Genomic DNA, 13,630 nt, shown 5'->3' on the forward strand with positions numbered 1-13,630 from the left:
TTCGGGATCGCTGGCGGTGGCGGGCGGGGCATCAGTAGTAATTGCCCATCAGCGAAGCCACTTCGATCAGCAGGATGACGGAAAAAAGGCGCAGCATTTCGGACAGGCCGTGCGCGGCCCACAGGCGCTTGCGTCTGCCGTGCGGCTCCTCCGGGTAATACGAGGAGGCCAGCGGGATCAGGGCCACGGCAAAGCTGAAGAAGATGACCTTGAGCATCAGGATCAGGGCCACGGCCGGATTGAAGATTTGCCCGACCACGCGCGTGTAGCCTTGCAGCGCCCACGGCGTAAAGCCATAGATGGTGAGGTAGGCGAGGATCAGCGAGGTGACGCAGCTGACGATGGCCAGCATCCACACGGCGAAGATGCCGGACATGACGCGCGGAAAGTATTCGCGGCGCAGCAGGTCGACGCCCTGGTGCTGCATGGTGTCGAGCACGCCACTCGAGCGCATTTGCGCAAACGCAATGCCGTCGGGCAGGGTCAGGCGCAGGGCCACGAAGAGGGCGGCCGTCAGCGGTATCAGTTCCAGCACCAGCACGCGCACCACCATTTCCAGCGCATAGCGCGACAGGCCGTAGCTTTGTGCGCTGACGACAACGATGCGGATGAGGACCAGGCTGACCAGCGCGCAGGCCACGCTGAACCACACGAGATTGGGCGCCGTGTTTGTCACCAGGCGGTGCGCGAGGATGGGGCGGTTGTCGCGGTTATAGCTCGACGGCGACAGGGCCAGCGAAAACACGAGGGTGGCGAAATGCAGCATGCGCCACCAGCTGACCAGCCAGGCCATGGTGGCCCGGTGCAGGCGGCGCAGGCTGATGATGAGGGAGACGGATAGGGTCATCATGGCATCTTAACATTGGATGCGCTCGATACAAGCGATTCCCTGGCCGTGCAGGCGTGCGCGGGCGGCCCTATTGTCCGGCCACGCTGGCGATAATCGCGTCGGCCGCCGCCCGCACGCGTGCCGAACGGTTCAGGTCCGCATGCATGACCAGCCATACGTCGTACGCTTCCGCCCGCTCGGGCCAGATGCGCACCAGTTGCGGGTCGATGTCGCCCAGGTGGGTGGCCAGCTCGGCCACGCCCAGGCCGGCGCGCGTGGCTTCCTGCAGCATCGCCGCCGAATTGACTTCCATGGCGACCCTGGCGTTGGCGACGGGCTCGCCGGCAATTTTTTCTCCATGACGGGGCGTCACGGAATGGTGGTAAATGACGATGTCGTGCCCGGCCAGCGCCGTGCCGCGCACGGGCTCGCCCCGTTCGGCCAGGTAGGCTTGCGACGCGTACAGGCCCAGGCTGCGCTTGACCAGGTGGCGGGAAATGAGGTCCGGGTCGGTCGGGCGCACGCCGCGCACGGCCAGGTCCGCTTCGCGCCGCGTCAGGCTGGCCAGCGCGGGCGCCACGTTGAGCACGATGCGGATGTCGGGGTGGGCCGCGTGCAGCTGCTGCATGGCACGGATGACGAAATGGCTGGCCATGGTGTCGGTGGTGGCCACGCGCACGAGGCCGGACAGGCGGTTGTCGACGCCCTGCATCTCGCGCTGCAGCTTGTCGGCCGCCCGCTCCATCGCTTCGGCGGCTGTGAGCGCCAGTTCGCCAGCCGGCGTGGGCACGTAGCCGGAAGGCGTGCGCAGGAACAGGGTGGCGCCCAAGGAGCTTTCCAGCGCGGCCAGGCGGCGCCCGCAAGTGGCCTGGTCGATGCACAGCAGGGCGGCCGCGCCGCGCAGGGTGCCGGCGCGACCGATGGCGAGAAAGATGCGCGCGTTATCCCAGTCCATGGCATTCCTTATTCGGTTGCATGATGCATTTTTGCATCATAGCGCCGAGTTTATGCCTGTTTACCGCATTGTGCAACGCTCCCATAATGGCTGCCCCGCCGTCACTGCAAGGAATATCATGTCTACCGCCACACCGCGCCGCGCCAGCGGCTTGATCCTGCTGACCCTGGCCTTTGGCTTCGTCATGGCCATGCTTGACGTCACTGCCGTCAACGTGGCCCTGTCCGATATCGCGCTGGACCTGGCCATACCGCTGACGGGTCTGGTCTGGGTCGTCGACGGCTATACGCTGACGTTTGCCGCGCTGTTGCTGGCCGGCGGCGCGCTGGCGGACCGCTTTGGCCCGAAAGCCGTCTACCAGGGCGGCCTGGGCATCTTCATCCTCGGTTCGGTGTTGTGCGGCGCCGCACCCGACGGGCATTTCCTGACGGCGGCGCGCCTGTTGCAGGGTGCGGGCGCGGCCCTGTTCATGCCCAGTTCGCTCAGCTTGCTGACGCACAGCTTTGACGACGAGCGCGAACGCACGCGCATGCTGGGCGCCTGGTCGGCGCTGGTGGGCGTGGCGGGCGCGTCCGGCCCCCTGATCGGTGGCATCCTTGTGCACCAGTTCGGCTGGCGCAGCGTCTTCTGGGTGAATGTGCCGCTGGGCGTGCTGGCGATCGTCATGGCGCAAGTGCTGCTGGCCGCGCCGGCACGCCAGCAGCGCGCCTTGTCGCTGTTCAGTCATGTGCTCGGTGTGGCGGCGCTGGCTGGCCTGAGTTTTATCTTGATCGAAGGCCCAGTGCTGGGCTGGCTGTCGCCTGGCGTGCTGGCGGCGGGGGCATTGATGGTCCTGTCGGCCTGGCAGTTGTTGCGGCGCGAACGTCGCGGCAGCCATCCGCTGTTGCCGCGTGAATTGTTTCATAGCAGCAGCTTTGGCGCGGCCAATGGCGTGGGCTTCTTGATTAATTTCTGCGTATTCGGCCAGCTGTTTTTATTGAGCCTGTTCCTGCAGCAGTCTGGCGGCGCCGATGCCTTGCAGTCGGGCTTGCGCCTGTTGCCCATGATGGCGGCCTATACGGTGGGGAACTTCATGGCAGGAAGTATTGCGGCACGTCATGGCACGCGCTTGCCCATGCTGTCAGGTTTGCTGGTGGGGGCCGTCATGGCCTTGCTTCTGATGGGCTTGCGTCCGGGTACGCCTTACGCGCTGCTGGCGCTGGGCACGGCTGTGATGAACGTGGCCATCGGCATTGCCATTCCCGCCATGACGGCCACCGTGATGCGGGTGGCCGGCAAGCAGCATGCGAACAGCGCGGCGGCGGCCCTGAATGCCAACCGCCAGATCGGTGCCCTGGTGGGCGTGGCGTTGATCGGCAGCATCCTGCACATGGTGCAGGACTGGTCGCTGCGTTTGCCGCTGGCCTACGCAACGATTGCCGCCGCGTATGGCCTGGCGGCGTGCCTCGTGTACAGACACGTACATTTGCCCAAGGCCGTGGCCGCCGCCTGAGCGCTTACTGCTCGCGCGTGCTGCGCCACTCCACCAGTTCTTCGATGGTCAGGATCGGCATGCCATGCAGTTCGGCGAAGTGCTCGATATCGTCGCCGCGCATCATGCTGCCGTCCGGGTTCATCAGTTCGCACAGCACGGCGGCCGGATTCAGGCCCGCCATGCGCGACAGGTCGACGGAGCCTTCCGTGTGGCCGCGGCGTTCGAGCACGCCACCGGGCGCGGCGCGCAGGGGGAAGACGTGGCCGGGACGGACCAGGTCGGCCGGCTTGGCATTCGGCGCGATGGCGGCGCGGATGGTGGTCACGCGGTCGGCGGCCGACACGCCCGTCGTGACGCCGTCGCGCGCCTCGATGGAGACGGTAAATGGCGTGCCGTAGCGGCTGCCATTGTCGGACGACATGGGCGGCAATTCCAGCGCGCTGACGACGTCCGTGGGCAGGCACAGGCAAACGATGCCGCTACATTCGCGGATCAGCAGAGCCATGGTTTCGTTCGTGATTTTTTCCGCAGACAGGATCAGGTCGGCTTCGTTTTCGCGGTCGAAATCGTCGAGCAGGATGACGGGGATGCCGGCGCGCATGGCGGCCAGTGCGGATTGAATGCGACCTTCCAGGTCGTTGGAAAGCAGGGTATAGCTGTTGACTAACATGGTGAAACGCTCCTCGCATAGGCGAAAAACGCTGCAGGGCAAGCGAATAGACGCAGCCGGCCGCATCGACAGGTCGATGGGACATCGCGTTTACTGCACATCTTCTTTCATCCGGACTATACCGTCGGCCCCGGAATCACACCGGATCTGCTGACCCTGCCAAACGAAGTTTGACAGGCGCTCGCGGGCTTGACCGTTGTCGGTCTTACCGCCGGTGGGGAATCGCACCCCGCCCCGAAGACGTATTGTTGTGCCGGTCCACATGACCGGCGGCAATACTTTAGCACAATTGAAAAAATGTGACAGAGTACTGCTGAGTTTCTTGTGCGGCAAAGCTGCCTGGGGAAAGCCGTCTTTCCTAAGCTGTTTTTAATGGCGGAAAGACGATTTCAGTGTAAGGTACGCCTACTGAATCTTACCGTTGAGAATACATGAAGCTGAGTAAATTACGCCTGATCTCGGGCGCCGTCTTGCTGGCGTGCGCCTGCATGGCCCAGGCGGAAATCCGTTTGAGCGACCCCCTGCCACTGGCACCAGAAGTGACCGTCGGGAAATTGCCGAATGGCTTGACCTACTACATCAAGAAAAATGCCCGTCCTGCCCAGAAAGTGGAGTTGCGCCTGGTGGTGAAAGCCGGCTCCATCCTCGAAGATGACGACCAGCAGGGCCTGGCGCATTTCACCGAACACATGGCCTTCAATGGCTCCACGCATTTCAAGCGCAATGAGCTGATTTCGTATCTGCAATCGATCGGCGTGAAGTTCGGCGCCGACTTGAACGCCTACACGAGTTTCGATGAAACCGTGTACGTGCTGCCGATTCCGACGAACAAGAAGGAAAACCTGGAAAAGGGCTTCCTCGTGCTGGAAGACTGGGCGCATGGCTTGAAATTCAATTCGGCCGACATCAACAGCGAGCGCGGCATCGTGCTGGAAGAGGCGCGCCTGGGCAAGGGCGCCAGCGACCGCATGAACAAGGTCCTGTATCCCAAGCTGCTGAACGGTTCGCGCTATGCGGAACGCATGCCGATCGGCAAGGAATCCGTCTTGAAAACCTTCAAGCCGGAAGCCATCAAGCGTTTCTACAAGGATTGGTACCGGCCCGACCTGATGGCCGTGATGGTGGTCGGTGACGTGGAGCCGAAACAGGCTGAAAAGCTGATCCAGCAGCATTTCGGCAAGCTGAAAAACCCCGCGAAACCCCGGCCGCGCCTGTATGCGGAAGTGCCGCAGCGCTCGCAGACGGAAGCGCTGGTGATCACGGACAAGGAAGCGCCGGACGACACCGTCTTCATCCGCTACCCGGTCCGCGCCGCGCAGGAGCCCGTCACCATTGCCGACTACCGCCGCCAGATGATCGAAAACCTGTACGGCCAGATGCTCAGCGCACGCATGCAGGAATTGACGCAGCAAGCCCATCCCCCATTCATCCAGGGCGGCAGCAGCATGGGCAAGCTGGTGCGTGGCTACGAATCGTTCAGCGCGTACGCCTTGCTGGGCAAGGGCGGCGTGCAGCCGGCTGTCGACGCGCTGGTGCACGAAGATGAGCGGGCGCGCCGCTTTGGTTTCAGCCAGGATGAGCTGGACCGCGCGCGCAAGAACATGCTGCGCAATTACGAGCGCGCATACAGCGAGCGCGACAAGTCCGATTCCTCCGGTTTCGTGGCAGAGTATTCGCGCAACTTCCTGGAGCAGGAAGCCATCCCCGGCATCGCCAATGAATTGCTGTACGCACAGGAACTCTTGCCGCAGGTAACCTTGCAGGAAATCAATGAGACGGTGGCCAGGGTCATCCCCGACCAGCAAAAGAAACTCGTCGTCTTCATGGGGGCCGAGCCGAAAGCGGGCGATACGGCCTCGGCTGTGCCAACACAGCAGCAATTGCTCGACGCGGTGGCGCAAGCCGAGCGGCAAAAGGTCGAGCCGCGCACGGAAAAAGTGCTGGCCAGCAAGCTGATGGATGGCCCGCCGGCCGGCGGCAGCATCGTCGCTGAAAAGTTGAATAGCGCCATCGGCGTGACGGAACTGACCCTGGGCAATGGCGTGCGCGTGCTGCTGAAACCGACGGATTTCAAGAATGACCAGGTGCTGATGGGCTCGACCCGCTTCGGCGGCCAGTCCCTGTTTGGCGACGCCGACATCTACAATGCCCGCTATGCCAGCGCCGTGGTCGGCAGCATGGGTCTGAAAGACCTGGCGCCGCTGGACTTGCAAAAAGTGCTGGCCGGCAAGACGGTCAACGTGGGTGCTTCGCTGGGCGAACTGAGCGAAGGTTTTGGCGGTTCGGCCAGCAGCGCCGACGTGGAAGCCATGCTGCAACTGGTGACCCTGTATTTCCATGACGTGCGCAAGGATGCGGGCCTGTACCAGTCCTTCATCGGCAAGCAGCAGGACCTGGCGAAAAACAGCATGGCGCAGCCGGAAGCCGTGTTTTACGATGCCATCCAGCACGCCATGTTTGGCGACAACCCGCGCGTCGATGGCGTACCGCGCGCGGCCGACTTCGACAAGGTGGGCCTGGACCGCTCGCTGGAGATCTTCCGCCAGCGCTTTTCCAGCGCGCGCGACATGACCTTCATCTTCACGGGCAGCTTCGAGCTCGACAAGATCAAGCCGCTGATCGCCAGCTACCTGGGTACCTTGCCCGTGACCGAGGTGGCGCACGCCTACCGGGACGTGGGCATGCGCCCGGTGGCCGGGATCGTCAAGAAGGACATCTACATGGGCAGCGAGCCGAAAAGCACGATTTCCATCACCTTCAATGGCGCCGCGACGTACTCGGACGAGCAAAAGCTGACCCTGCAGGCGCTGGGCGAGGTGCTGAATCTGAAAGTCATCGAAGTGCTGCGCGAAAAGATGAGCATGATCTATGGCGGCGGCTTCGAAACTTCCATGGGCCAGCATCCGTATGGCCATTATTCGGTGGCGCTGAACTTGCCGACGGGCCCGGAAAACGTGGACAAGGTGATCGCCGCCGCCTTTGCCGAAATCAACAAGATGAAGGCTGAGGGGCCGTCCGTGGCCGACCTGGAAAAGGTCAAGCTGAACTGGATCACGCGCCAGCAGAAGTCATTGCGGGAAAATAATTACTGGATGAACCAACTGATGGGTTCGGTGACGCAGGGCCGTGATCCCGCGCAGATATTGCGCTACGAGCAGCGCGTGCGGGCGATCACGCCGCAAGCCGTCAAGCAGGCGGCGCAGCGCTACCTGGACATGCACAATTATGTGCAGGTGGTGCTGTATCCGGAACGCAAAAATGTTACCTTAAAGTAATTTTTATTGTTCCATTGCAGGAGCGGCGGGGTCGCGAAGCTGTTAAACTGCTGCTGATGAATTTGATCGCAATTTAACAAGCAAGGAAATACGATGGCTAAGAAAGAAGAGCTCGATCCGGAAACCCTGGAATTGATCAACTGGTGTATCGAGGTCGAAGGCTTCCTCGTGGCTGGCGGCGCCACCGTGGCGCAGGCGCAAGACCACATCGAAGAGCAGGTCGAGTGGTTTACCGATCAGTTCTACGACGGCTTGACGCCGGAAGAGGCGGCCAAGGAAGCGCTGGCGTGATCGTCTAAAAACAAGCGAGTAATAACAAAGCGGGCGGTGCCTGCCGGGCATCAGCCTGGTAGCGCCGCCCGCTTTGCTTTTCTGAAAAGATTTCCATAAGGAAATTGTTTATAATTCCATGCTTTATTTTCCACCCAGGCTCCCATGACTCTCCGTTCGCGTATTCTTTTATTGTGTTTCAGCACCTTGCTGGGCATCGTCCTCATCGCCTCGTTTTCCCTGTATTCCTTGCGCCAGACCATGATGGCCGAAAGGGTCGAGCAATTGACTGTGCTGGTGGAATTGGCCAACGCGTCGGTGGAAAAGGCGTATGCGCTGGAACAGTCGGGAAAGCTGACGCGTGAGCAGGCCCAGCAACAGGCCAAGCTGGCCATCGGCAGCTTCGTCAAGGATGAGATGTATTACTTTGTGCGCGATTTCAGCACCGACTTGCTGTATGTGCATCCGAATCCCTCACGCATCGGCACGCCGCAAAAGAATATGCGGCAGTCGGGCGACCGCTACCGGGCCGCGCTGGCCAACAGCCGCATCGGCCTGGTGCAGGCGGACGGCACGCGTCCCGGCGTGACTGACCCCGTGGCGAAGATGTATGCCGTGGTGAAATTTGCGCCGTGGGACTGGCTGATCGGCACGGGCACTTACATCGATGACATCAACCACAAGTTCTGGGCCCAGGCCGGCGTGCTGCTGGCCATCGGCGGTGCGCTGATGCTGGTAGTGGGCTCTCTGGCGGCCTTGATGCTGCGCCGTATTCTGGGCCAACTCGGTGGCGAACCCGACTATGCAGCCGCCATCGTGGCGCAAATCGCCCAGGGCGACCTCACCACGCAGATCGATACGCGTCCCGGCGATACGTCCAGTCTGTTGATGGCCATCAAGGCCATGCGTGACAACCTGGCGCATCTGGTGAGCCAGGTGCGCAACGATGCCGATGCCATTTCCACGGCGTCGGGCGAGATCGCCTCGGGCAACCACGACCTGTCGGCGCGCACGGAACAGCAAGCGGGATCATTGGAAGAGACGGCCTCGACCATGGAAGAGATGACCTCGACCGTGCGCCAGAATGCGGATAATGCGCGCCAGGCCAACCAACTGGCCATTTCCGCTTCGCAAGTGGCGACACAGGCGGGCGGCGTGGTGAGCCAGGTGGTCGACACCATGGGCGCCATCAATGCTTCGTCGAAAAAGATCGGCGACATCATCGCTGTCATCGACGGTATCGCCTTCCAGACGAATATCCTGGCCTTGAACGCCGCCGTGGAAGCGGCGCGCGCGGGCGAGCAGGGCCGTGGCTTTGCCGTCGTCGCCAGTGAAGTGCGCAATCTGGCGCAGCGTTCGGCTGCGGCCGCCAAGGAAATCAAGCAATTGATCGACAGTTCGGCCGAGCAAGTGGGCGCCGGTGAAAAACTGGTGGCGCTGGCGGGCGAGACAATGGAAAAGGTCGTCTCCAGCGTGCAGCATGTGACCGATATCGTGGCCGAGATTTCCTCGGCCAGCGCCGAGCAAAGCGCCGGTATCGAGCAGATCAACCAGGCCATCGTCGAGATGGATAACATGACGCAGCAAAATTCGGCCCTGGTCGAGCAGGCTTCGGCGGCGGCGCAGGCCATGAACGAGCAGGCGGCCGGGCTGGCGCAGATCGTCAGCGTGTTCAAGGTGGGTGCAGTGGCGCGGCATGCGGCGGCGCCCTCGCGCGTAGCCGCTGCACCGGCAGTGCAGCGCCGTCTGGCGCGCTAAACCGTCATAGCGGGAACTTGTCGCCCGACCGTCTGTCAAACCATTCTTGGTCCTTCGCTGACGCACAGAAGAGGTAAGCATGACAGACGGTTTTTCCTATCACGCGGCATTTGCCCGCAACCTGGGCTGGGTCACGCAGGCTGAGCAGGACAGTTTGCGTGGCAGGCGCGTGGCCATTGCCGGCATGGGCGGCGTGGGCGGGGTGCACTTGCTGACCCTGGCGCGGCTGGGCATCGGCGCTTTTCACATCGCCGATTTCGACACCTTCGATATCGCCAACTTCAATCGCCAGGCCGGCGCCATGATGTCCACCCTGGGCCAGCCCAAGGTGGCGGTGCTGGCGCAGATGGCGATGGACATCAATCCCGAACTGGAGATCAAGCAATTTCCTGACGGCATACACGACAGCAATCTGGCCGAGTTTTTTGCCGGTGTCGATCTGTATGTGGATGGCCTGGATTTCTTTGCCTTTCCCGCGCGCCAGGCCACCTTCGCCAGTTGCGCGCGCCTGGGCATCCCTGCCATCACGGCCGCGCCGCTGGGCATGGGCACGGCCGTGCTCAGCTTCATGCCGGGCGGCATGACGTTCGAAGAGTATTTTGGCTGGGGCGACTTGCCCGAGGAAGAAAAAGCCCTGCGCTTTCTCGTCGGGCTTGCGCCGGCCGGCTTGCACGGCCCTTACCTGATCGACCCGTCGGCCATTAACCTGAAGGAGCGGCGCGGACCGTCGACCATCATGGGCTGCCAGTTGTGCGCGGGCGCGGCCGCCACCGAGGCGCTGAAAATATTACTGAAACGCGGCAAGGTGATGGCGGCGCCGCATGGCATGCATTTCGACGCCTACCGCAACAAACTCGTGCGTACCTGGCGTCCCGGCGGCAACCGTCATCCGCTGCAACGGCTGACGATGGCCATCATCAAGCGCCGCCGCGCGGCGCAGGGGGCATAAATGGCACAAGCATTGCTGATCGATCCCGTGCTGGAAAACCTCCTCGACCAGGCGCGCTGGGCACCCAGCGGCGACAACACGCAGCCGTGGCGCTTTGAAGTCGTGGCGCAGCGCCATGTCGTCGTGCATGGCTTCGATACGCGCAGCCATTGTGTCTACGACCTCGACGGCCATCCCAGCCAGCTATCGCTGGGCGCCTTGCTCGAAAGCATGGCACTGGCGGCCAGCAGCCATGGCATGCGCATGGAAGCGCGCCGACGCGGCGGCTTGCCCGACACCTTGCCTACGTTTGACGTGCGCTTTGTCGACAGCCCCGGCATGTTGCCCGACCCGCTGGCAGCCTTCCTGCCGCAGCGCAGCGTGCAGCGGCGACGGCTCAGCACACGCCCCCTGCGCGCCAGCGAAAAGGCCGCGCTGCTTGCCAGCTTGCCGCTTGGCTACACTGTGCAGTGGTTCGAAGGCTGGCGCGTGCGTCTGGCCTGTGCGCGCCTGATGTTCAACAATGCGAAGCTGCGCCTGACCATGCCCGAAGCGCACAAGGTACACCGCGACGTGATCGAATGGGGCGCGCGCTTCAGCAACGACCGCATCCCGGAGCAGGCGCTGGGCGTCGACCCGATGACGGCAAGGCTGATGCGCTGGGTCATGCACAGCTGGCGCCGCGTGGATTTTTTCAATACCTGGCTGGCGGGCACCGTCGCGCCCCGGCTGCAGATGGATTTGTTGCCTGGTCTGTACTGCGCTGCGCATTTCGCGCTGCTGGCCGAGGCGCCGCCGCGCCATATCGACGATTACGTGGCGGCGGGCCGCGCCATGCAGCGCTTCTGGCTGACGGCCACGCAGCTGGGCCTGCAATTGCAGCCGGAACTGACACCGCTGATCTTCTCCCGTTATGTGCGCGAACGGCGGGCCTTTTCGCGTACCGACGGCATGCTGGAGCTGGCGCAGGAACTGGCGCTGCAATGCCAGGCCGTGCTGGGTGTGGTGGTGGTCGAGCGGGCCGTGTTCCTTGGCCGCATCGGCGCCGGCCCGGCGGCCCAGGCGCGTTCATTGCGCCGGCCGCTGCAAGACTTGCTGGTGGCGCCGGTCGACGCGAGGACGCCTGCGTGAGCGCTAGGCGTTTGCCGGTGGCTGCAGCGAAAAAAGCCGCTGAGGACATCGGCGGCTTTTCAAGAGGACGATCGCATGTCAAGCCTGGCGCTGCCCGCCTTGCTGGCGGCGCGCAGTCATGCCCAGGCCAAACAGGCCGATGCCGAGCAGGGCAATGGTGCCTGGCTCAGGTACGGCTGCCTGAAATAATTCCAGGCCGCCACCGTCGGCCATCGCGATGAAACTGTTGGTCAGGCTGCCACCGATGAAGCTGTTCGTATTCCCGCTGAGGGACTCCAGCGGGAAAAACGGGTTGGGATTGACGAAAAACAACTGTCCTTGCGGCGTCAGCGTGGCGTTAAGCAAGGCCTTGAAGTCGCCTTGGGCCAGGCCGGCGAAAATGTGGGCTTCGCCCAGATCGAGCGTGTAGGTCACGATCGCATAGTCATCCCCGGAGGCGCCGCCCACATTCACTGGCGAGCCTGCTACGTTACTGACTGACAATGACGTGTCCTGGTTGGGGTCGATGTACAGCGTCATGGTCAGGGTTTGAAAGTTGGCGTGGATCCCGCCAGCCAGCGTATCCGACTGGCCGGTAATGGTAAACAAGCCATATATGCCATAGCCATTGAGGGCATTCAATTGCGATGGTACGCTGCCGCCAGTGGGGCTGCCGAAAGCGGCCTTGGTCAGAAAGCCTGTTTGAGTGAAGGGGTCGTTGCCACCACCCAAACCGCCAACGATGGTTTGTTCGACGCGCGCGTGATATTCAAAGCTGATGCGGTCGGCCACAACCTGATTGGCTGCGGTACCGGGGACGGAGCCTTCGTTGACGGTAAACAAAGGACCAGCGAGTGCGGGAGCGCTGATCAGCGCGGCGCTGATGGCGGCCGCGGAGAGAGCGAAACGCAGGAATGAGGACAGTGGTTTCATGGCATTTCCTTCAGCGTGAGGGTTGATTGGACCAGGTCACTGTGGCGGCTGCCTCAGATAACCTCATACGCCCTTGGAGCAGAATTCGTACCATGTAATATTTGTATTTAAATTCAACAGCTTATAAAAACAGGCTTGCCGTTTTTCGCGTTTGTGTAAAAAAAATCGACGTTTTACGCAGCCTTCACACGCGCAGGCTTATTACAGCTCAATTGGCCAATGCAGGCTCATTGCGCGTCCTGCAGCGGGAGTTTTTTCACGTTTGAGTAGTGCGGCTCGCGGGCGCCAGTCTTTTCCGTCATCGGCTACAGTGGGGCAAAGGAGGTCACCATGCCATCACAATTCCGTCCTGCCCCGCTGCGTGCGCACAGCACGCCTGAACCGGATATCCCGCCGCCAGAAGGCGATCCGCTGACGCCGCCGCCCGAACAGCCGCCGCATATGGATCCCGTACCCGTCGAGGAACCGACGCCGCCGCCGCCGCCCGTCAAGATGGGTTAAGAGCAAGTCGTCGCGCACCCGGGCGCACCCAGGCTGGCATGCCACTGCGGCGCGCTGTTTATTTCTAGTCGGAAATGGATTGCGCGGGCGGCGGGATCGCCGCGCCATTTAAACAACAAAAATGCCAATAAACGTTGCCGGGTGGACACAAATGGAGCGCTAACTGCTGTGTGTCATGCGGCCGTCACGATTCTGTTCTTATAATGAGACATCATAAAAATTCTTGTACAGGAGACCATCATGGGCAATTCCTTGCATAACAAAATCTACCTGGGCCGGCGCCCTGTGATCACCAGCAAAAACCTCGCAGCGCTGGCCCTGGCGGGCGCTGTGGCTGGTTGCGGCCTGGCATGGCTGCTGCTGCGCACCTACAAATAAGCGCGCGCCACGCGCATTTTCAGCACGCCGTCCGTGAGGCGGGCGGCGACTGAATCACGTTGCCTGTTGCCGATGCGCAGCGGGGCGCGTACCATGGGGGCCGAACACCTGGCCTTTTATGGAAAAGTAATGAAGAACGAGAAATTAACAACCGATGAATATGACGCGCTGGAGCAAGTTGCACGCGGCATCAAGACCGAGCGCCCCAGTGCTTGCGTTGCCCGCAATGCCAAGCGCCTGTCCGGCCTGAAGCTGCTCAGCTATGCACGCGATGGCCGTTTGTCCATCACCGAGAAAGCACAACAGCTGCTGTTCCTGCGCCGCTGCATCATGGGTTTGCGCGCTGTCGCCGTCGATCCGCTGACCAAGCTGGACTCGGACGTGGCCTATTTCCTGGGCAAGAAAGCCCACATCGTGGCGCGCGCGGAAGGCGAGGGCCACGACATTTCCGACAAGGGCCGCGACTCGCTGGCCGATATCGACACCCTGGGCCTGTAAGGTCTGCAGCCGGCCCCTGGGGCCGGTTTTCACATCCCCTCACTTTTATTT

13 protein-coding genes and 1 riboswitch are annotated in these 13,630 nt (G+C 62.3%); of the genes, 9 read left to right on the forward strand and 4 right to left on the reverse strand.

Features of this window, described 5'->3' with window-relative positions; all coding sequences use genetic code 11:
* Positions 1 to 31 precede the first annotated feature (31 nt).
* Both ACQ4WZ_RS04325 and ACQ4WZ_RS04330 read right to left on the reverse strand, forming a co-directional pair.
* The gene (locus ACQ4WZ_RS04325) at positions 32 to 847 is read right to left on the reverse strand and encodes an MlaE family ABC transporter permease (protein WP_166674871.1); all 816 of its coding nucleotides are present in this window, start codon (positions 845 to 847) and stop codon (positions 32 to 34) included.
* A gap of 70 nt (positions 848 to 917) precedes the next feature.
* Positions 918 to 1,784, reverse strand: a complete 867-nt coding sequence (locus tag ACQ4WZ_RS04330) for a LysR family transcriptional regulator (RefSeq protein WP_101481994.1) — start codon at positions 1,782 to 1,784, stop codon at positions 918 to 920.
* Positions 1,785 to 1,902: 118 nt separating this feature from the next.
* Here ACQ4WZ_RS04330 and ACQ4WZ_RS04335 point away from each other — a divergent pair, with 118 nt between their 5' ends.
* A complete protein-coding gene (locus ACQ4WZ_RS04335) occupies positions 1,903 to 3,276 on the forward strand; it encodes an MFS transporter (RefSeq protein ID WP_101481993.1) in 1,374 nt (457 codons plus the stop codon).
* Positions 3,277 to 3,280: 4 nt separating this feature from the next.
* Here ACQ4WZ_RS04335 and ribB read toward each other — a convergent pair whose 3' ends face one another.
* Complete coding sequence (ribB, locus tag ACQ4WZ_RS04340; protein WP_436572654.1) at positions 3,281 to 3,928, reverse strand: 3,4-dihydroxy-2-butanone-4-phosphate synthase; 648 nt, start codon at positions 3,926 to 3,928, stop codon at positions 3,281 to 3,283.
* Between the two features lie 95 nt (positions 3,929 to 4,023).
* A riboswitch (FMN riboswitch) is annotated at positions 4,024 to 4,174 on the reverse strand.
* A gap of 185 nt (positions 4,175 to 4,359) precedes the next feature.
* Between ribB and ACQ4WZ_RS04345 the strand changes: the two genes are divergently transcribed.
* The 5 genes from ACQ4WZ_RS04345 (at position 4,360) to ACQ4WZ_RS04365 (ending at position 11,290) form a co-directional block, all read left to right on the forward strand.
* Positions 4,360 to 7,203: a M16 family metallopeptidase gene (locus ACQ4WZ_RS04345; protein ID WP_436572655.1), complete on the forward strand. Its 2,844-nt coding sequence runs from the start codon at positions 4,360 to 4,362 to the stop codon at positions 7,201 to 7,203.
* A 93-nt stretch (positions 7,204 to 7,296) separates the two neighbouring features.
* A complete protein-coding gene (locus ACQ4WZ_RS04350) occupies positions 7,297 to 7,494 on the forward strand; it encodes a hypothetical protein (RefSeq protein WP_010399555.1) in 198 nt (65 codons plus the stop codon).
* Positions 7,495 to 7,638: 144 nt separating this feature from the next.
* A complete protein-coding gene (locus ACQ4WZ_RS04355; protein ID WP_101481990.1) occupies positions 7,639 to 9,231 on the forward strand; it encodes a methyl-accepting chemotaxis protein in 1,593 nt (530 codons plus the stop codon).
* Between the two features lie 79 nt (positions 9,232 to 9,310).
* On the forward strand, positions 9,311 to 10,180 hold the full coding sequence (locus tag ACQ4WZ_RS04360; protein WP_133990263.1) for a ThiF family adenylyltransferase: 870 nt from the start codon (positions 9,311 to 9,313) through the stop codon (positions 10,178 to 10,180).
* Positions 10,181 to 11,290 (forward strand): nitroreductase family protein, encoded by a 1,110-nt coding sequence (locus tag ACQ4WZ_RS04365; protein ID WP_436572656.1) that lies wholly within the window; start codon positions 10,181 to 10,183, stop codon positions 11,288 to 11,290.
* 78 nt (positions 11,291 to 11,368) lie between these two features.
* Here the strand turns inward: ACQ4WZ_RS04365 and pepA are convergent, their stop codons facing one another.
* Positions 11,369 to 12,202: a flocculation-associated PEP-CTERM protein PepA gene (gene pepA / locus ACQ4WZ_RS04370; RefSeq protein ID WP_101481987.1), complete on the reverse strand. Its 834-nt coding sequence runs from the start codon at positions 12,200 to 12,202 to the stop codon at positions 11,369 to 11,371.
* Between the two features lie 330 nt (positions 12,203 to 12,532).
* Between pepA and ACQ4WZ_RS04375 the strand changes: the two genes are divergently transcribed.
* From ACQ4WZ_RS04375 to ACQ4WZ_RS04385, 3 genes are all read left to right on the forward strand, one after another.
* Positions 12,533 to 12,703 (forward strand): hypothetical protein, encoded by a 171-nt coding sequence (locus ACQ4WZ_RS04375; protein WP_166674727.1) that lies wholly within the window; start codon positions 12,533 to 12,535, stop codon positions 12,701 to 12,703.
* 240 nt (positions 12,704 to 12,943) lie between these two features.
* On the forward strand, positions 12,944 to 13,081 hold the full coding sequence (locus ACQ4WZ_RS04380) for a hypothetical protein (RefSeq protein WP_166674638.1): 138 nt from the start codon (positions 12,944 to 12,946) through the stop codon (positions 13,079 to 13,081).
* 129 nt (positions 13,082 to 13,210) lie between these two features.
* Positions 13,211 to 13,579: a hypothetical protein gene (locus ACQ4WZ_RS04385; protein WP_101481986.1), complete on the forward strand. Its 369-nt coding sequence runs from the start codon at positions 13,211 to 13,213 to the stop codon at positions 13,577 to 13,579.
* Positions 13,580 to 13,630 lie beyond the last annotated feature (51 nt).

This window comes from Janthinobacterium darwini (assembly GCF_051380905.1).
Lineage (GTDB): Bacteria > Pseudomonadota > Gammaproteobacteria > Burkholderiales > Burkholderiaceae_D > Janthinobacterium.